Here is an 18813-nt window from a genome sequence, read left to right as displayed (position 1 = left end):
ACCGTTAAGCGTTTGAAGAGAGTGCACTGGGCGCTTCCAAAGCACCAAAATAGGGCAAGCCTGGTGAACCATTAGCGGCCTGTTGCTTCCTCAAATACGCTTAATACGCTGATTAGACTGCGTTTAATCCCACTGCAGCAAAAGCTGGCGGGCTTTTTGCTCACCGTAAGGTAAGACAGTTCGGCAGCCAACGGCGGTTGCTGTGTGTTATTAACGACGCCAACGGGCAACGACGCCCCTGACACTCCTCCTTGAGAGGCCTGTGTCAGGGGCGTTTTTTATTTGCTGAACCTTATGTTTCAACCACATATGTTTCAACCACATATGCTTCAACCACAGGAGCTACCTATGGAAACCGCTTCCCGGTGCTCACCGAACGAACATCTCGTCATTATCGGCAATGGCATGGCTTGCCACCGACTGCTCGAAGCGCTGGTTCGTCATCCGCAGCGCCCCCGCCGTATCACGGTGATCGGAGAAGAGCCGGTGCCTGCCTATAACCGTATATTGCTCTCCCCTTTACTGGCAGGCGAGCTGGCCCCAGAAGCGCTCACTCTGCAAGACGCTTCCTGGTACGCCGACAACGACATCACGCTGACGCTTGGCGACCGAGTGACTTCTATTGACCGCGAACGCCGCCTGCTCATCATGCATCGCGGCGACACCTTAAGCTACGACCGATTAGTGATAGCCACTGGCTCGCGCCCCACGCTGCCAGCGGTGCCTGGCATCACTCTTGACGGTGTTCATACGTTTCGTGACCTGCGCGATGCCGACGCCCTAGAAGCCATTGCCCAACAAGGCGGCAACGCCGTGGTGATTGGCGGCGGCTTACTGGGATTGGAAGCCGCTGAAGGGCTGCGCAAACGGGGCGGTAGTGCGTTAACCGTCAGCGTTTTGCAGCGCAGTGAGCGGTTGATGAACCGCCAGCTAGACACCACCGCCGCCCAACTGCTGGAAGCCACGCTGCGCGAGCGCGGTATCTCCATTGAAACCAGCGCATCGCTGGCTGCCTTGGAAGATAACGGCCACGGGCAGGTGCAGTCGGTCACACTGAGCAATGGCCGAAAGCTACCTGCCGACAGCGTCATCGTGGCGGCGGGCATTACCCCCAATGCGGAGCTGAGCCAGCAGAGCGGGCTCGTGTGCGACCGCGCCATTGTGGTGGATGGGCACCTCACCACCTCAGACGACCACATTTATGCACTGGGCGAATGCTGCCAGTTCGAGCAGCACACTTACGGGCTGGTGGAACCTATTTGGCGGCAGGTAGCAGTGCTGGCCGCCGTGCTGTGTGGTGAAACGCCAGCGGTGTATCAAGAAGCCCCCACCGCCACCAAACTCAAGGTCAGCGGAGTGAGCCTGTTTGCCTTTGGCCCCACCGAGGCCGCCGCCAAGCACGAAGAGCTTCGCTACCAAGACCCGGAAACCGGCGACTACTGCCGCCTGCTGCTCCACCAAGGCCGCCTCATCGGCGCGGTGCTGTATGGCGATACCCGCCACGGCCCCTGGTATTTCGAGCAGGCGCTGGCCGCGACAGATCTCACCGCCTGCCGCCACCTGCTGCTGTTTGGCGCAACCGATGCCCAAACAGCGCTCGATAACCATTTCGACACCCTGTCATCCCCTTTATCTCTCACCCGTGAGGCGGCTTAGCTATGGTGAATAACAAAATGACTACTCCAACCACGTCTTCCAACACGCAAAAGCTGATCATTGTTGGTAACGGCATGGTCGGCCACCATTTTGCCGAGCAGCTTGTGGAAAGCGGCGCGCTGGCAGGGTTTGAGGTGACGATTTTTGGCGAGGAGCGCCACCGTGCCTACGACCGCGTGCACTTATCCGAATACTTTAGCGGCCGCGATGCGGAGTCACTGGCGCTGTGCGATGGCGATTACTACCACACCCACGGCATTCAACTACGCAGCGGCGAAGCGGTCACCGCGATTGACCGCGAACAGCAGCTGGTGGTGACCGAACAGGGCCACTACGCCTATGACCAACTGGTGCTAGCCACCGGCTCTTTCCCCTTTGTGCCGCCCATCCCCGGCAACGACAGCGAAGGCTGCTTGGTCTACCGCACCCTGGATGACCTGGACGCCATTCAGGCAGCCGCCAAAAACGCCACCAACGGCGTGGTGGTCGGTGGCGGCTTGCTCGGTTTGGAAGCTGCCAACGCGCTGCGCGGGCTGAACTTGGACACCGCCGTGGTGGAGTTCGCCCCGCGCCTGATGCCCATGCAGGTAGATAGCGAAGGCGGCGAGCTGCTGAAAGAGAAAATCGAGGCCCTTGGCGTTCAGGTACTCACCGAACGGGCTACCCAGCGTATCGAACCCGGCGACACCAGCCGCCTGCGGATGGTCTTCCAAGACGACAAAGTGCTGGAAACCGACCTGATTGTCTTTTCCGCCGGTATTCGCCCCCAGGATACGCTCGCCCGGGCGTGCGGCTTGACCATTGGCGAGCGCGGCGGCGTGGTGATCGATGACCAGTGCCGCACCAACGACCCGAATATCCTCGCCATCGGCGAAGTAGCGCTGTGGAATCGGAGTATCTTTGGCCTCGTGGCGCCTGGCTACCAAATGGCCAAAACGGCCGTCGCCACGCTGACGGGGGGCGATACCTGTTTTAGCGGTGCCGATATGAGCACCAAGCTAAAACTGCTGGGCGTGGATGTCGGCTCCATTGGCGATGCCCACGGCAACCAAAACCCTGGCGCTCGCATGTTCCGCTACCTCGACCCGCTCACCCAGGTTTACCGCAAACTGGTGGTGACCAGCGACGGTAAGAAGCTGCTGGGGGCCATGCTGGTGGGCGATAACAGCGTGTATGACACGCTGTTGCAGTACTACGCCAACGGGATTGAGCTGCCTAAGGAGCCCGCATCGCTCATTTTGCCGCAACAAAGCGGTGCCGCCCCGGCGCTGGGGCCGGATTCCCTGCCGGAAACAGCGATGATCTGCTCCTGCCACAACGTGACGAAAGGCAGCATCTGCAGCGCCATCGACGCGGGCGCGGCTGACCTTGGCAGCGTTAAAGGCGCGACCAAAGCCAGCACCGGCTGCGGCGGCTGCGCGGCGCTGCTCAAAAGCGTAGTGGATCACGAATTAGAGGCCCGCGGCGTCGAAGTGGATAAATCGATCTGCGAGCACTTCGCCCATACCCGCCAAGGGCTTTACGACATCGTGCGTGTCGAAGGCATCAAGACATTCAGCAAGCTAATGGAGAAGCACGGCAATGCCGAGACGCATCGCCTCGGCTGCGATATCTGCAAACCGGCGGTGGCCTCGATTCTCGCCTCCTGCTTCAACGAACCGATCACCGATGCCGCCCACGTGCCGCTGCAGGACACCAACGACACCTTCATGGCCAATATGCAGAAAAACGGCACCTACTCAGTAGTGCCACGCATTGCGGGCGGTGAAATTACCCCTGAAAAGCTGGTGGTGCTAGGGCAAGTGGCCCAGAAGTACCAGCTCTACACCAAGATTACCGGCGGCCAGCGGATTGACCTGTTCGGCGCACGGCTGGAAGACCTGCCAGCCATTTGGGGCGAACTGATTGACGCTGGCTTTGAGACCGGCCACGCCTACGGCAAGTCGCTGCGCACGGTGAAATCCTGTGTGGGCAGTACATGGTGTCGCTACGGCGTACAGGACAGCGTGGGCATGGCGATTCAGTTGGAGAACCGCTACAAGGGCCTGCGCGCACCGCACAAGATCAAGTTTGGCGTTTCCGGCTGTACCCGCGAGTGTGCCGAAGCCCAGAGTAAAGACATCGGCATTATCGCCACTGAAAACGGCTGGAACCTCTACGTATGCGGCAACGGCGGCATGCGCCCCCGCCATGCGGAACTCTTCGCCACCGATTTAGATGACGAGCAGCTCTACCGCACCATCGACCGCTTTTTGATGTTCTACGTACGCACCGCCGACCGTTTACAGCGCACCTCGGTGTGGCGGGAAAACCTGGAAGGCGGCCTGGACTACCTCAAAGAGGTGATTTTGGAAGACAGCCTGGGGATCAGTGATGAGCTGGAGCGTCAAATGCAGCACGTGGTGGACAGCTACCAGTGCGAGTGGGCCAACGCCATCAGCGACCCCGAAAAGCTCAAGCGCTTTAGAAGTTTCGTGAATGATGCACGGCCCGACCCCTCCATCATCATGACCTCTGAGCGCGGCCAGCCTCGCCCTGCATAATCTAGCCATCATCATTGGAGGGTCACCATGACCGCCACCGCATTAAAACCAACGGACAGCACCGACACTAGGCAGCCGCTGTGTACCAAAGCAGACCTGGTGGCCTTTTCAGGCGTCGCCGCTTGGCTAACTACCTCACAGGGTGCCGTACAAATCGCGCTGTTCTACCTGCCCGGCCACGGTAACGAGCTGTTCGCCTTAGATCATCAAGATCCCTTCTCTAAGGCCTACGTGATCGCCCGCGGTATTGTTGGGGATATTAAAGGCAGCCCAGTGATTGCCTCGCCTATTTATAAGCAGCACTTTCGCTTGGAAGATGGTCAGTGCCTTGAAGACGAAAGCGTGCAGCTACGCACTTGGCGCGTAGGCTTTCAAGGGGATGAGGTATGGGTTGAACGTGAGTAGCGGCACTTGCCCGCCCGCTAAAAATACGCGCCGCCTCAATAAGGCGGCGCATTTACTAAAGAGCCCGCTAATACAAAACGCTCCCTACAACCTAGCTTACGCTCCCAGTGTTAGGGGCAGCATTCGCCTATTGCCTGCTCCATCAACCTGCAATCTTTCAGCTCTCCGTTGACCGTAGAGTAACGAGGTAGGCGTTTGACAATGCGAAATCCCGCCTTTTCGAGCACACGCTGCGATGCCACGTTATCTACCGCTACCACCGCTGCTAACTGCGTTAGCCCATAAACACAGCGAGCCTCATTCATTAATTGCTTGAGTGCCATTTGAGCAATGCCTCGGCCGCAGGCACTCTGAGCAATACGGTAACCCGCCTTGGCGTCACCACCCTGAATATTGCGTAGGTTTGCACGCCCGATGATGACGCCGCGCTCACGAATAATAAGTGGGTTCATCTTGCGCTGAGCGTTGAGCGCCAAACACTCAATCATATGTTTAGCCACGCCTTGCGGCGTATAAAAGCATTCGGGTCTGGCCTCGATATGCTGCTCGAACCAGTCACGCTCTGCGATTTCAAAGCGCAGCAGCTCGGAGACATCCTCCGGCGTCAGCAGATGAAAGGTGACATCGTTAGCATGGCGCATCTGCACATCCCTCCTTGGGTGCCTTCGTGGTATAAGCGCTGCACGGGCCATAAATCACTGACATTGCCCACCGCGATGTTGCTATGCTTGCCAGCCTCTTGATTCAGTAGGCATGGGAGCCATACGTTCGTGAAGACAGAATCCAGTACCTTAGCCTTTTCCGCCTTGATGGCGTTGCTGATTGGCTGTGCCGGTATCGTGGCCACGCTGGCCTCGAACTCCCAAGCCATCCTATTGGATGGCTTGTTTAATCTTATCTACTTTAGCGTAGCGCTGGTGACCATCAAGGTCAGCAAGCTGGCCAGCCGCCCGGACAGCGAGTCGTATCCCTTTGGCTACAGCTATTTCGAGTCGCTGGTTAATTTATGCAAAGGTTTACTGATTTTGGGGGTATCGATCTTCGCACTGGTGGATGCCGTGGCCGCTTTGCTTACCGGTGGGCGAGAAATTTCAGCAGGGCTAGCGGTGATTTATGCACTGTTTGCCACTGCCGCCTGCTCGCTTACCGCCTGGGTCATGCATCGCAGCCAGCGCCATGTCAGTAGCCCCTTAGTGGCCGCTGATAAACTAAACTGGCTGGTCAATAGTGTGATCTCAGGCGCAGTGTTAGCGGCGTTTTGCTTAGTTATGCTGTTTGAACGCCTCGGCTGGCAGTCCGTTTTGCCCTACGTGGACTCCGTGTTGGTGATTGCAGTGGTGGTGCTCTGCCTGGGCGTGCCTGTGCGCATGGCGTCGCAAGCATTAAGAGAGCTGCTTAACAAAACCCCGGAAGAAACCGTCGCCCAGCCGGTGCGCCAAGCCGTCGCCCGAGGCCTTGCCGATATCGACACCCTGGAGGTGCGCGTGCGTATGGTGCGCCCCGGCCGCCTGCTCTACGTCATCGTCCACGTGGTACTCCCCAAAGACCTCCCCAACGCGACCCTGGCGAACCAAGACGCGCTGCGCCAGCGCATCGATGAAGAAGTGCGCCGCTACTACTCGCCCGTGGTATGCGACGTGGTGTTCACCGCTGACAACCGCTGGGCAGCGCCCTCTTGTGGGCTGCTGGTAGAGAAATCCTCTGGTTGACTTTCTGATACGTAAAGAGCGGCTAATCGACATTAGCCGCTCATTCCCAATAGACGTGACGTCAGGGCACAGGCCACTATCCCAAAGCGCTTTCCGCATCTCACTCCCTGCCTTACATCACACAGCCTTTATTCGCCCACCGTCACCACCCAATTAGGCCGAAACAGCGGCGGCTCAAACTCATCCGGATAACCGCCAGGATTGGCGATAACGCGCGTGCCGCTGTGTCGTATGTCCACCGGCTCGTGAACATGGCCGTGAATCCACAGATCCATCTTTCCCATCAGCTGCGGGAGGTGGGACGCAAAAGCGGGAGAGAGCGCATCGCCTAAATACTGCTCGGGAATGCAGCGATGTAAGGGCGCATGATGGCTCACCACGACGCGGGGGCCATCGAAAGGCTGGTGAAGCTCACTGTTGAGCCATTCCAGCGCCTCACGGTGCATGTCTTGGCTGGCTTGAGGCGTGAATGCTTGGCCGGGCGAGGTAGTAATGATGCGAAAATCGGGCATGTAGCGCAGCGCTTTCGCCTCAGTATCGGCAGGGTTACGGGTGGGGTCATCCGCATAGAGCGCAAAATCTGTCCAGAGCGTCGTGCCGAAAAAGCGGACTCCACCGATGGTTATACTGCGATTATCCAGCAGTTCAATCTCATAGCGTTCGGCCTCAAGCGCTAGCTCTTGGCGCAGCAGCGGCATGCAAGTGCCGTAGAACTCATGGTTACCCGGCACGTAGAGAATCGGCAGTTCGGGAAACTGCTGCCGTGCCCAGGCCAGCCCTTCTGCCCTGCGATGAATATCCCCCGCTAAGATCACCACATCCGCGTCTACCGATGGGAGTTCGCGGTGGCCATCAAAGTGCTCTAGATGAAGATCAGATAAGACTCTTAAGCGCATAGAAGGTCTCACGTGGTGCTGAATGGCAGTTAATAGGCAAGGCGAGCGATAAACTGGCGGACGAACTCGACCACCACGGCTTCGGCCTCCCGGTGAGGAATATGCCCAATGCCGGGCAACATTTCGCAGTGGGCAGGGCCTTGGGTATAGCGGGCAATGCGCTCAGGCTGACGATGAGACCCATACTCGTCTTTCTCGCCATGCAGCACGAGTGTCGGGCACTGTACCTGTTCAAGCGCCGGGGTGAGTGACCACTCTGCAAACGCAGGGCTTAGCCAGGTGTCTGTCCAGGCGTTGAGTACCCAGCGGGCTTTGTCGCCGTGGTACTTGGCCAGTTTGGCGAACTGTTCTGGTGCCTGAAAGGCAACGTTTGCCTCCTCAATCCCTTGCCGCGTGCGGTTTTCGTTAAACGCTTGGGCGGCGATGGTAATCAAGCCCTGGCACTGCAGTGAATAATGCCCAGCGCAGTGAACCGCCATACAACCGCCCACGCTGTGGCCTAGAGCAATAAAGCGAGTCATCTCCAAGGCATCGCAGATGGCTGCAAAATTTTTTGTGGGTTCATCGCCGATAAAGCTAAGCGGCAAAGGCGTTGAGCACGCATCAGAGCGGCCAAAACCGAGCCGGTCATAAGCAATCACTGGCTGCCTGGCGGCAGTGCTTAGCGCCGCAGGAAAACTGCGCCAGAGGTCCACGCAGCCCAAAGAGTCGTGAAACAGCACAATGGGCACTTCCGAACGTAGGTTGGGCGGCTGCCACGTACGGGTAAATAGGCGGCCGCTAGGCGTGCTCACCCAGCGGTCGTAGTAATGAATAGCAGGCGTTAACGTCATCGCATGGCTCTTATGTTATTGGTGTGTGATGCGCTACCGCCAACATAGCATGCAGCACGCCGCTAGCGTTTTAAGAAGTTGCTTTTGACTAGATGAACAACTTCATCCATGCGTCCACTGAGCACGGCTTTCGCTGAATAGAGAGCGGTTGAAGCAACCTGCCCGGCTTCCACCTTTGGCGGCATCACCAGCTCCATCGGGTTCACCACCACATCTAATAAGGCAGGCCCCGGCTGGGCAAGCCATTGGCTAATCGCCACATCCAACTCTGCCTCATCTTCCACCCTGCGCCCCCAAAGCCCCATGGCGGTAGCCACCTCGCCAAAGTTGGGGTTCTCAAGCTCGGTGTAGGCATCCAGCAATCCTTCTACTTTTTGCTCTAACTCCACAAAGCTTAGGGAGCTGTTGTTATACACCACCATTTTGAGCGGAATCCTCTGCTGCACGAGGGTTAATAAGTCGCCCATTAGCATGGTGAGCCCGCCATCCCCGCACATGGCGATCACCTGACGGTGAGGGTACGCCAATTGAATACCCAGCGCTTGGGGGTAGGCATTGGCCATCGTGCCGTGCTGCAAGCTCGACAGAGTGCGTCGCTGCTGTGAGGCCTGAATATGGCGCAGCATCCATACATTGACGCTGCCAGTATCAGCGGTAAACAGAGCGTTCTCCGCCGCGTGGCGGTCAATGGCCAGCGTCAGCTCTTGTGGGTGAATCACCTGACTATCCCGGCTTTGATGAGCCGATTTTTCCCAGGACTTGGCGTAGCGTTTGCGGCACTTCTCTAGCCAGTGGCTGCGCGGATTTTCCTGTACAACTTGAGCGAGCGCCTCGCAGGTATCCCGCGTACTGCCCACAATTCCTACGTCCACAGGGTAACGCTTGCCAATTTGCGCGGGGTCTTGGTCCACCTGAATGATCGCCGCACGTTCGGGGTAGAACTGGCTAAACGCGAAATTGCAGCCAAGCAGCAGGAGGGTGTCGCACTCGGAAACCGCATGGTAGCCCCCTTCCAAGCCATAAACGCCCGTCATACCGACTTGATAGGGGTTGTCATGCTCCATGAAATCTTTCGCGCGCGAGGTCCAGGCAATCGGGGCCTGCAGCTTTTCCGCTAACGCGATGACCTGATCGCGAGCGTCTTCGCAGCCAGCGCCAGCAAAGATGGTGATCTTGCCGCCTTTATTAAGCTGCTCTACAGCGGGCACCAGCGCCTGTGCCGTTGGACGTAGCGAGTAGCTAAACTGATGGGTGCGATAGCCCAACTGATTATCTGGCGTTTGGGTCATTACATCGCCTGGTACGATCAGCACCGCGACGCCTCGCTTGGCGAGCGCGGTCTGAGCGGCTAAAGCGGTCATGCGGCGCGCCTGCTCAGCGGAAGCAATGGTTTCACAAAACACGCTGTACTGTTTGAAGATGGCGCTTTGGTCGACTTCCTGGGGGAACTGGCTGCCGATGTCGCCTAGGGCGATTTGTGAGGCTATCAGCACTACGGGTGCGCCATTACGATGGGCATCAAACAGCCCGTTAACAAAATGCAGGCTACCGGGGCCACAGGAACCCGCGCAGAGCGCCAGCTCCTGAGTCATATACGCCTCGCCACCGGCGGCAAAACCACCGACTTCTTCATGACGAACGCCCACCCACTTGATATCGCTTTGCCGTAAAGCATCCGTGAAGTGATTTAGCGTATCGCCTACCACTCCATAACAGCGTTTGGCACCAGCGTTTTGCAGTGTATCGACGATGATTTCAGCCACGTTTGCGCTCATATGCGACTCCTTTCGCAGAAAAATTAACAGATCAGCCTTTCAAGCCTAGCTGCTGACGAGCAGTTTTGCTGGGGGTACTGGCTATTCTCAGCATTATGCTGCATAGCAGCATAAAAGGGACTACACTGATAATGTTGTCCCACAGGAGGATCACGTGATGACAATCATGACTGCAATCCCGGCGCGTAACGAAGAAGTGCTCGCGTTTTGGCGATGTCAGGCGCAGTGGCAGCGCGCCGCCAATGACGCACTCGCCAACTTCTACTGCTAAAAAGCACTTTTCTCGCCTTTTTTATCCCCTATAGACGAAAAGATAACACCCAAAGCCGACATTCCCTGTCGGCTTTTTTGTATTATGAAAATCTTTTCCATTCAATAAGCTAGGAAAGCAGGGCCGTATTCAGCCCTCATTTTGTAAGCTATTTCTTACAGGTGATGGCATATCACTTACATCTTTTGGACTAGCCAGACCCAGAGAAAGCGCATAATATTCATATCACAGCTATTTTACTGCATTGCACAACGCAAGCTGTGTATAACAAAAATGATTCTTCTACCTCTGTATCAGGAGTGTTCGCCATGAAAAATGCCGCTACTCAGAAACCGGTCATGGAAGTCGATGTCATGGAAGTGTGGGCAAAACGTGCACAGCAGCAGCGCGCTGCGTTTGACGCCCTGGCTGCGTACATGCGCCAGCAATAACGTGCCTCCAGCGCTGCAGTAGATATTCCTACCCTATCCACTGCAGCGCTGTGCTCATTCATTGATTAGCCCCAACCACCCTCTTCTTCAGGCTGCTCGCCTAGCCGTGCTAAATAGGTATCTTGCAAGATATACATTCGCTTCACGTCACGGTATTTACCGTTAATGAAAAACTCCTGGACCAGATGCCCTTCTTCAATAAAACCACTCTCCTCGTAGAGATGAATCGCTTTAATGTTCTGGACCGCCACAATCAAATAAACCTTGTGAAGATTTAAAATCGTAAACGAATAGTGCAACGCCTGACGGATCAGTGAACGGGCAAACCCCTTACCCTGATGCTCTGGGGTAATGATGATTTGAAACTCGGCGCTGCGATGGATGTAGTCAATTTCAATCAGCTCCACCAATCCAATGGCACGGCCACTGCTGTCTTCAGCAACAAAGCGCCGCTCCGCATTATCGTGGATGTGTTTGTTATACAGCTCTTCAAGCTCATCAAACGACTCGTACGGCTCTTCAAACCAGTACGACATAATGCTCTGGTTATTATTCAGCTCGTGGACAAAGCGCAGGTCGTTGCGCTCCAAGGCACGTAGGGATAGGGCGGGACTCATGGACAAACACTCGCTTATTAATCACACAACGCTAGGCAACAGGCAGACTATTCACTGCTAACAATACTGACCTACCCATCCAGCGATGGTCAGTACCTTTAGTGTAGCGTCTTATTCAGGGTGAGTTATGCATCAGACCGCTATCGCTGAAAAGAGAACAGTCCACTTAACGGATGCGGACGCTGCTCAATCAGCGCACGCAGCAACTGAGCGCCTATCATGCTGTAGGTAATGCCGTTACCACCATAGGCCATGGCAAAATGCACCCGCGGCCCCAGCGCTTCATGAGGCCCAAAATAAGGCAAACCATCGTCGGTTTCCGCAAAGGTTCCTCCCCAACAAAACGTTGGATTAATTTTAAGACTAGGCCACAGCGCTTCTACCTTTGCGGCCAGCGTTTGGGCTTTTTCCATCACCCGTTTATCCCGGCGATCCGGAATATCCTCTTCATCGTCTTCACCGCCGATGAGCAGCCGCCCATCCTGAGTAGAGCGTAAGTAGAGATACGGCCGTGCTGACTCCCACACCAAGGTATGGCCCAACTTGCCCAGCACATCGCGGGGCAACGGGTCGGTGACAAACGCATAGCTGCTGCGATTGGCGGCCACCGATTCAGGTAGCCACGACTGGCTCTCGTAACCCGCTGCAATAATCACCTGTTCACAGCGCAACGTCGCTCCGTTGCGAAGGACAACCTCGACGCCCTCGTCGTTCGGTTTAAGCCGCTCGACCTGTGTACGATCAAACACACCCCCACCCCGCCTCACCACGTTTTCCAGCAGGTGATACGCCATACGGTAAGGGTCGACGCTGGCAGCTAGCGAGGAAAGAATCGCCCCTGGTGCCGAGAACCCATAGCCGGTTTCAATCGCTCTTCGATCAAGCCAGGTCACCTCAAAGCCATAGCGCTTACGCATCGCAAACTCTGATTTCAGGGCGGCAACATCGCCTTCATGACTGGCAAAATAGAGGCTTTCCTGGCGGCTAAACGCCACATTGCCAAGCTCCGCCGCGAGGCGCTCCAGTGAGTGAATGGCGTCGGCACAGCGACGATAAGTCATCACTGCGTTCGCTTCACCATATTGCTCAGCCAAGTGGACCATGTGAGTATCAATCTCGTACTGCAGAAGCGCTGTACTGGCAGCAGAGCTGCCCCACCCTACATCCCGGCGCTCCAGTACGACGACGTGATGTCCATGGCGGCTTAGCTCATCAGCAATTAACGCCCCGGTGATACCACCACCTATGACCACTGTTGCCGTTTGGTGATCATGGGTAAGCTGCGGAAAAGCCGTTAACAAACCATTTTTAACCGCCCAAAACGGGTAACCACTTTTAAGATCCATCTCATCGCCTATGCTAGGTTGCTATACGGTAGGGGGTGGGCATCACCATGAACAACATCTGCGATAACCATAGCTGTTTATATCCATAGTGCCCTGTTCGGGAGGGCCAACAGGGAGAGATTCATATGATCGACTTACGAAGCGATACGGTGACACGACCTACCGCCGCCATGCGAGACGCCATGATGGCGGCACCGCTAGGAGACGATGTGTGGGGCGACGACCCAACGGTGAATGCCTTTCAAGCCACGCTGGCTGAACGCGCAGGGAAAGAAGCCGCGCTGCTGTTCCCCAGCGGCACCCAGAGCAACCTGGTGGGATTAATGGCTCACTGTGAGCGAGGCGATGAATATATCGTGGGCCAGAGCGCCCACACCTATCGCTATGAAGGTGGCGGTGCCGCTGTGCTGGGCAGCATTCAGCCGCAGCCCATTGAAAACGCCCCAGACGGCAGCCTGCCACTCGAAAAAATCGCCGCCGCCGTAAAAGCCGACGATGTTCACTTTGCTCGAACCCGGCTCTTGGCGCTGGAAAACACCATTGGCGGCAATGTACTGACGGCCGAATACGTTCAGCAGGCCACCGAGCTTGCCCGCACACACGGGTTGGCCACTCACTTGGACGGCGCCCGGCTCTTCAATGCCGCTGTCGCCACAGACACCTCACTCAAACAGCTCTGCCAACCCTTCGATAGCGTTTCACTATGCTTTTCGAAAGGGCTAGGCACACCCATGGGTTCAGCGCTGGTGGGCTCCGAGGCACTGATCAACCGCGCCCGGCGCTGGCGTAAAATGGTGGGAGGCGGGATGCGTCAGGCAGGCATTATTGCCGCCGCCTGCCAGCACGCGCTGGATCATCACGTAGCGGACTTAGCCCATGACCACCGTCGTGCGGCCCGCTTGGCAGAAGGCTTGGCCACCTTTCCCGCCATCGAGGTAACCTCACAGGCCACCAATATGGTGTTTGTTCAGATCGACAAAGCGCATGTCGCGCCGCTAGCTGCTTGGCTCAAGGAACATGGCGTGCTGATAGAGCTGCTCTACGCGACGCGCATGGTAGTGCATCGCGATATCAGCGACAGCGATATTGAGCAGGTATTAAATATCATCAAGCGCTACTTCGATCAGGCTTAACCGGGCGATTTGTCCCTTACAAAAGCGCCGAGCCGAGCGCGAGGTGCACCGCGATGGCGGCCATCATCAGGCCAATCAGCCCATCGATGGTGCGCCAAGCGCCAGGGCGAGAGAGCAAGGGTGATAGCGCCGCCCCGCCCCAGGCCAGCAGGCTAAACCAGAGAATCGACGCCGTTGACGCCCCGGCAACGAACACACCGGCGCTCTCCTGCTGAGCACCAATGGCGGGAATTAACAGCAACGTATCGAGATAAACTTGCGGGTTAAGCACCGTGACCGCCAGCGTCGCCAGTAACACACCGCGCAAGCGGCGCGCTTTGGCGCTATTGGCCTTTAAACCTTCACGGCCACTGGCAGCGCGCCATAACGCTTGTGCCGCTAGCCAGGCCAAGAACAGCACGCCCACCCAGCGCATGGCTTCCATGGCATTGGGCATGGTGAGCAAAAACGCACTGACACCAAACATACCCGCCGTGAGCAGGATGATGTCCGCGCTCATACACAGCCCCGCCGACCACCAGTGGTACTCACGACGGACGGCCAGCCCCAGCACGTAGGCGTTCTGCGCCCCGATGGCCATGATGATGCCGCCGCAAACCACTAAACCTGTTAGGTAGCTTTCCCACATCGCCGCTCGCCTTATGCTTGAGTTAAGAAAGCGCTAGGGTAAGGGTAAGTTGGCATAATAAAAAATCATCTTGCTAATAGGGCATTAGCACAGCTTATACATACTTATATAAGTGCTTATAAGCGACGCAGCCCCCACATAAAGTAGGCCCCACCAATCAGCGAAGCCACTAAGCCTGCGGGAATTTCATAAGGGAACATGATTTGACGGCCTACCCAGTCGGCCAGCACCATCAACAGCATACCGATCAAGGCAGCGCCTACTAAGTGCTGGCGGGCGCGGGAGAAGCCCATTAGCCGAGCCATGTGCGGTGCCAATAAACCAATAAACGAGAGCGGCCCCAGCACCAACGTGGCGCAGGCGGTGAGCAAAGCGACCAACAGTAATAGCGCTAGACGCGCACGGTTCAGACCAATGCCCAGCGAACGCGCTGTTGCGGTACCCAGCGGCATGATATCTAACCAGCGGGTGAACGGCAGCGATACTAACGCAAGCCCCGCCGCCATACTGCCCACGAGCAGCGCGCTGCCGACATCCACGTAATAAGTAGAGCCTGCCAGCCACGCAATGACCTGCTGGCCGCGCGGGTCACCGCCCGCCAGCAGCACGCTGCGCACCGCATCGAACAGCGCGCTAATCGCTACGCCGCTGAGCAGTAAACGCTCAGGCACAAAGCCACTCTTACGGTTGAGCGCTACCAGCACAAGCAGCGCCGCCAGCGCCCCTAGCGTTCCTATCGCTACCAGTAGGGCATTGCTGGGGGCGGGGAGCAGGTAGATCCCTAAAATCAGCGCAATGGCGCAGCCACCGCTAATCCCCAGCACTTCGGGGCTCGCCATGGGGTTGGCCGAAAGGCGCTGCAGAATAGTGCCCGCTATTGCCAGCATCAAACCGCTGGCCGCTGCCGCCATCACGCGCGGAAAGCGCCACTCGATCACGCCCCAATTCGTCGGGGCGATGATGCTCCAACCGTTGGCTCCTTGCCCCACTAAATGGCCCACCACCATGGCGGCCACCAGCGCCAGCAGTAACCCTATCGCTAACCGATGTGACGCTGAGTGGTGCGTGATCGCCACGCCGGTTGCCTGGGGAGGACGGTCGCCCTGCAGCTTAAGGCGCGGAATTAACCACATCAGCAGCGGTGCGCCTAATGCCCCCGTCACGGCCCCGGTGGGAATCAGCGTCGCCATCATGCCCGAAAAGCGCTGCAGCAAGAGGTCCGTGGTGGCCAGCAGCACGGCGCCTAATAACGTCGACCAGAGCAAGCGCGCACCCAGCGTGCGCGCCCCTGCCATGCGCACAATATTGGGGGCCGCTAAACCAATAAAGCCAATAATACCTACCACGCTCACCACGCTGCCGGTGATAAACACCGCCAGCCCTAGCCCGGCAAAGCGCAAATGCTTCAGCGAAATCCCCAGGCTTTTGGCGCTGGCGTCGTCTAACTCTAAAACCGCCAAAGGGCGCAGCAAAAGCCACGCCGCCACGCCGCAAATGGCAAGCCTAGGAGCCAACGACGCCACGCCATCCCAGCCATTTTGCGCCAACGAGCCTGCCCCCCAGATGAGTAGCCCAGCCAGCGTTTCATGGTTAAACAGCAGCAGTGCGGTAGAGAGTGCCCCTAAATAGAGATTAACCACCAGACCCGCCAGCACCACCGCAATGGGTGCTAGCCCGCGCCGCCAAGAGAGCATAAACACCAGCCCTATCGCAGCGCTCCCACCCAGCAGCGCGATCCACTCTCCGCCCATCGCAAGCACGCCAGGGGACAACAGCGTGGCCGCCATCAGCGCCAAGTTAGCGCCCGAGGCAACGCCCAAGGTGGTGGGCGATGCCAGCGGGTTGCGGAGCACCTGCTGCATCAGCACCCCGGCTAGCGCCAAGCCGCCCCCCGCCAACAGTGCCATCGTAAAGCGCGGCCACCAGGCAAAGTGCAGCAGCAGCTCATCCACATTCTCGAACGTAGGGAACAGCAGCGCCTGAACGCTCTGCGCGATACCGCCCTGCTGCTGAAGGCTCAGCACCAGCAGCACCATTAACGGTAAACTCAGCAGTAAGCAGGTTTGAGCGGGGGAACCGCCACGGCGCATCGGCCTCATGACACTATCCCGTCAGCGACGACAGCAGAGACACGGGCAGGCATTGTCATTGGCGTGACCTTGGCAAACGGAAGGTGTAGGAAAATAAATCAAAGAACGAGATTCTAAATGATAAGTATTCACACTACAATCTTGCCTACCGCCCACTACCCATAAGCCTCATCGCTATGAAAGCAGCTCCCCACTCTGCCGCATTGTCTAACACCTGGTGCGATACGCCTGAACGTTACGGCCTCATCAGCCGTCTACTGCACTGGCTCACTGCGCTGTTAGTACTTACTCAGTTTTTTGTCGTGGCTATGTGGCGAGTGTTCGGCGAAACGAGTGTGACGTTCATGCTGTCAAGGTTAGCGCCACACGGAGCGATCGGCTTGCTGCTCCTAATCATCACCTTGGTGCGTCTGACATGGTGGTTCAGCCAGCGTGGTCAGCGCCCACCGCAGCCGCAAACGATACGTGGCCGACTGGCTCGTGGCGTGCACGGTTTGTTTTATGTGTTGTTAGTGCTGATCTCTGGCCTTGGGTTAATCAGGAATTACGCTGGCGGTTGGCCGCTCAAGGTCTATGGCATTGAAGTGATTCCTGGCGCAGAGAACGACATCCCAGCACTTATGCTGCCTGCGGATCTGCTGCACAGCCCCCTCTCTTGGCTACTTCTACTGCTGGTCACAGGGCATATCGTGATGGCCATTGCACACAAACGCCTGCCGCGAATGACCAAAGCAGCCCTCATCACGAAACATTTCTAAATGATAACTATTAACGATACAATGCGTTTTTCATTAGCGCGATGTCGGCTCGGCCAGGAGTGACGCATGTTTAACGTTCAGGGTGCTACCTTCGCCATTAACGGCAAGCTCCTTCTTCAGCCCATTCATCACACCTTCGAAGAAGGCAAGGTGTATGGCCTGATTGGTCATAACGGCTCTGGCAAATCGACTCTGATCAAGCTGCTGGCGCAGCAACAGCCCGTTAGCGACGGCGAGATTCACTTTGATCAACGCCCCTTACAGGCATGGGGCAACCGGGAGTTTGCTCGCCAGGTCGCCTACCTACCTCAGCATCTACCCAGCGCCGAAAATCTCACCGGCCGCGAGCTGGTAGCATTTGGACGCTACCCCTGGCACGGCCTGCTGGGTCGTCATAATCAAACAGATAAAGACGCGATTGAGCGGGCCATTGCCCTTACCCACACGGAAGCCTTTGCCGACCGTTTGGTAGATACGCTTTCAGGCGGTGAACGCCAGCGGGTGTGGCTTGCCATGCTGATCGCGCAGGGCAGTCGCTTTCTACTGCTAGATGAGCCGCTGGCAGCGCTGGATATCGCCCACCAAATGGAAGTATTGGCGCTGATTCGTAAGCTCTGCGACGAGCTGAATCTAGGGGTGATCATCGTGCTCCACGATATCAATATGGCGTCGCGCTACTGCGATGAGCTGATGGCCCTTCACAGTGGCCGCCTGCTGGCCCACGGCACGCCCGATGCATTGATGCAAAGCACGACGCTTGAAGCTATTTACGGCCTGCCGATGCAAGTCATGAAGCACCCAAACGGCGAGCACCGTATCGCAGTGGCCCAATAGTCGACGCTAGTTTGAAGAAGAGTCGTTCTCAATTAACTATTCAATTGATAAGCATTATCGCTTATGCTGGCGTTCTGTTCACGTGCTCTTATCACGTTTTGGAGTTCGGTTATGCCACTCGCCTTGCGCCAGCCCGACACCGCCACAGCGCTTACCCTGGCCGATTGCTACCAGGGGTCCCTTGCGCATTTCACCCCGCCCCTCATCGGTGGCGCGGTGCCAGCCGCCGCTATTAAGGCCTCTCGCTGGCGCAATACTGCCTTACTAGAAGTAGATATGGCGCGCTACGCCAGCCGTTATGACGGCGGAGATAAGCGCGCCATTGCCTCACTGTGGTCGAAGTGGCATTTCAGTACCGTCACCGTTCCCACGCTGACCGCTCATCTGCTGCTGAACCGCGACCTACCCGTCGGGCTGGATGACCTCTATGTGATCCAAAATGAGGAGGGCTGTGCTCAAGGGCTTTGGCTGCCCCATGAAGGCGAGCGCTTTACCACGCAGGACACCACCGAGCGCTTTACCACGCTCATCGAGCAGCACTGGGCACCGCTCATCGAGCGCCTCTCGGCCGTTTCTGGGGCCGCACCACGGGTGTTTTGGAGCAACGCAGGTGGCTACGTGGATTACTACGTCAATGCCCTAGCAGCGCACCCGTTGGTTAACCAAGAAGCCCTGGCCGCCACTCGCGCGCTGCTGGAATCGCGTACCCTCAATGGGCAGCGCAACCCGCTGTTTGAGCCGGTGCGCACTTACCAGCCCAGTGGCAGCGAAGAGGTTAAGCGGGTGCGCAAGCTCTGCTGCCTGCGCTACCTGCTCGATGAGTTTGACGTGTGTAGTAATTGCCCGCTGGAAGGGTGCGACCGCCAGGCGCGTCGCAAAGGGTAAGCC

Annotated in this window: 17 protein-coding genes; 9 read left to right on the top strand and 8 right to left on the bottom strand. The window is 57.3% G+C overall.

All coding sequences use genetic code 11. The annotated features are described in order from the left end of the window. Nucleotides 1–348: 348 nt before the first annotated feature. The 3 genes from IEW65_RS01925 to nirD are packed head-to-tail and all read left to right on the top strand — an operon-like array spanning nt 349 to nt 4604. On the top strand, nt 349–1656 hold the full coding sequence (locus IEW65_RS01925) for an NAD(P)/FAD-dependent oxidoreductase (protein ID WP_188637825.1): 1308 nt from the start codon (nt 349–351) through the stop codon (nt 1654–1656). A 17-nt stretch (nt 1657–1673) separates the two neighbouring features. Continuing rightward, nucleotides 1674–4199 (top strand): nitrite reductase large subunit NirB, encoded by a 2526-nt coding sequence (gene nirB, locus IEW65_RS01920; protein WP_188637824.1) that lies wholly within the window; start codon nt 1674–1676, stop codon nt 4197–4199. A gap of 27 nt (nt 4200–4226) precedes the next feature. After that, nucleotides 4227–4604: a nitrite reductase small subunit NirD gene (nirD, locus tag IEW65_RS01915; RefSeq protein ID WP_188637823.1), complete on the top strand. Its 378-nt coding sequence runs from the start codon at nt 4227–4229 to the stop codon at nt 4602–4604. Between the two features lie 110 nt (nt 4605–4714). Here the strand turns inward: nirD and IEW65_RS01910 are convergent, their stop codons facing one another. Further along, nucleotides 4715–5245 carry a GNAT family N-acetyltransferase gene (locus IEW65_RS01910; RefSeq protein ID WP_188637822.1) on the bottom strand — a complete coding sequence of 177 codons (531 nt, stop codon included), beginning with the start codon at nt 5243–5245 and terminating at the stop codon, nt 4715–4717. 129 nt (nt 5246–5374) lie between these two features. Between IEW65_RS01910 and IEW65_RS01905 the strand changes: the two genes are divergently transcribed. Further along, complete coding sequence (locus IEW65_RS01905) at nt 5375–6313, top strand: cation diffusion facilitator family transporter (protein WP_188637821.1); 939 nt, start codon at nt 5375–5377, stop codon at nt 6311–6313. A gap of 128 nt (nt 6314–6441) precedes the next feature. Here IEW65_RS01905 and IEW65_RS01900 read toward each other — a convergent pair whose 3' ends face one another. From IEW65_RS01900 to IEW65_RS01890, 3 genes are all read right to left on the bottom strand, one after another. Next, on the bottom strand, nt 6442–7209 hold the full coding sequence (locus tag IEW65_RS01900; RefSeq protein ID WP_188637820.1) for a metallophosphoesterase: 768 nt from the start codon (nt 7207–7209) through the stop codon (nt 6442–6444). A gap of 29 nt (nt 7210–7238) precedes the next feature. Further along, complete coding sequence (locus IEW65_RS01895) at nt 7239–8042, bottom strand: alpha/beta fold hydrolase (protein WP_188637819.1); 804 nt, start codon at nt 8040–8042, stop codon at nt 7239–7241. Nucleotides 8043–8104: 62 nt separating this feature from the next. Next, nucleotides 8105–9817 (bottom strand): thiamine pyrophosphate-dependent enzyme, encoded by a 1713-nt coding sequence (locus IEW65_RS01890; RefSeq protein WP_188637818.1) that lies wholly within the window; start codon nt 9815–9817, stop codon nt 8105–8107. A 579-nt stretch (nt 9818–10396) separates the two neighbouring features. On the opposite strand from IEW65_RS01890, the gene IEW65_RS17135 reads away from it, so the two are divergent. Beyond that, nucleotides 10397–10519, top strand: coding sequence for a hypothetical protein (locus tag IEW65_RS17135; protein ID WP_268234691.1), 123 nt, complete (start codon nt 10397–10399; stop codon nt 10517–10519). 65 nt (nt 10520–10584) lie between these two features. On the opposite strand, the gene speG is transcribed toward IEW65_RS17135, so the two are convergent. Beyond that, nucleotides 10585–11136, bottom strand: coding sequence for a spermidine N1-acetyltransferase (gene speG, locus IEW65_RS01885; protein WP_188637817.1), 552 nt, complete (start codon nt 11134–11136; stop codon nt 10585–10587). 140 nt (nt 11137–11276) lie between these two features. Beyond that, complete coding sequence (locus tag IEW65_RS01880) at nt 11277–12482, bottom strand: NAD(P)/FAD-dependent oxidoreductase (protein ID WP_188637816.1); 1206 nt, start codon at nt 12480–12482, stop codon at nt 11277–11279. A 125-nt stretch (nt 12483–12607) separates the two neighbouring features. On the opposite strand from IEW65_RS01880, the gene ltaE reads away from it, so the two are divergent. Beyond that, nucleotides 12608–13615, top strand: coding sequence for a low-specificity L-threonine aldolase (ltaE, locus tag IEW65_RS01875; protein WP_188637815.1), 1008 nt, complete (start codon nt 12608–12610; stop codon nt 13613–13615). A 16-nt stretch (nt 13616–13631) separates the two neighbouring features. On the opposite strand, the gene IEW65_RS01870 is transcribed toward ltaE, so the two are convergent. Together IEW65_RS01870 and fhuB are read right to left on the bottom strand one after the other, a co-directional pair. Then, entirely contained in the window at nt 13632–14243 is a 612-nt protein-coding gene (locus IEW65_RS01870) for a LysE/ArgO family amino acid transporter (RefSeq protein ID WP_188637814.1), read from the bottom strand. Nucleotides 14244–14359: 116 nt separating this feature from the next. After that, on the bottom strand, nt 14360–16342 hold the full coding sequence (gene fhuB, locus IEW65_RS01865) for a Fe(3+)-hydroxamate ABC transporter permease FhuB (protein WP_188637813.1): 1983 nt from the start codon (nt 16340–16342) through the stop codon (nt 14360–14362). Nucleotides 16343–16509: 167 nt separating this feature from the next. Between fhuB and IEW65_RS01860 the strand changes: the two genes are divergently transcribed. From IEW65_RS01860 to fhuF, 3 genes are all read left to right on the top strand, one after another. Continuing rightward, nucleotides 16510–17091 (top strand): cytochrome b, encoded by a 582-nt coding sequence (locus IEW65_RS01860; RefSeq protein ID WP_188637812.1) that lies wholly within the window; start codon nt 16510–16512, stop codon nt 17089–17091. A gap of 66 nt (nt 17092–17157) precedes the next feature. Further along, nucleotides 17158–17925 (top strand): ATP-binding cassette domain-containing protein, encoded by a 768-nt coding sequence (locus IEW65_RS01855; protein ID WP_188637811.1) that lies wholly within the window; start codon nt 17158–17160, stop codon nt 17923–17925. A 111-nt stretch (nt 17926–18036) separates the two neighbouring features. After that, nucleotides 18037–18810: a siderophore-iron reductase FhuF gene (gene fhuF / locus IEW65_RS01850; RefSeq protein WP_188637810.1), complete on the top strand. Its 774-nt coding sequence runs from the start codon at nt 18037–18039 to the stop codon at nt 18808–18810. The last annotated feature ends 3 nt before the right edge of the window (nt 18811–18813 follow it).

The sequence above is a fragment of the Vreelandella lutescens genome (genome assembly GCF_014640815.1).
Taxonomy (GTDB): domain Bacteria; phylum Pseudomonadota; class Gammaproteobacteria; order Pseudomonadales; family Halomonadaceae; genus Vreelandella; species Vreelandella lutescens.
Note: the sequence above shows the minus strand (reverse complement) of the source record. Positions and strands in the feature narration are given on the sequence as shown.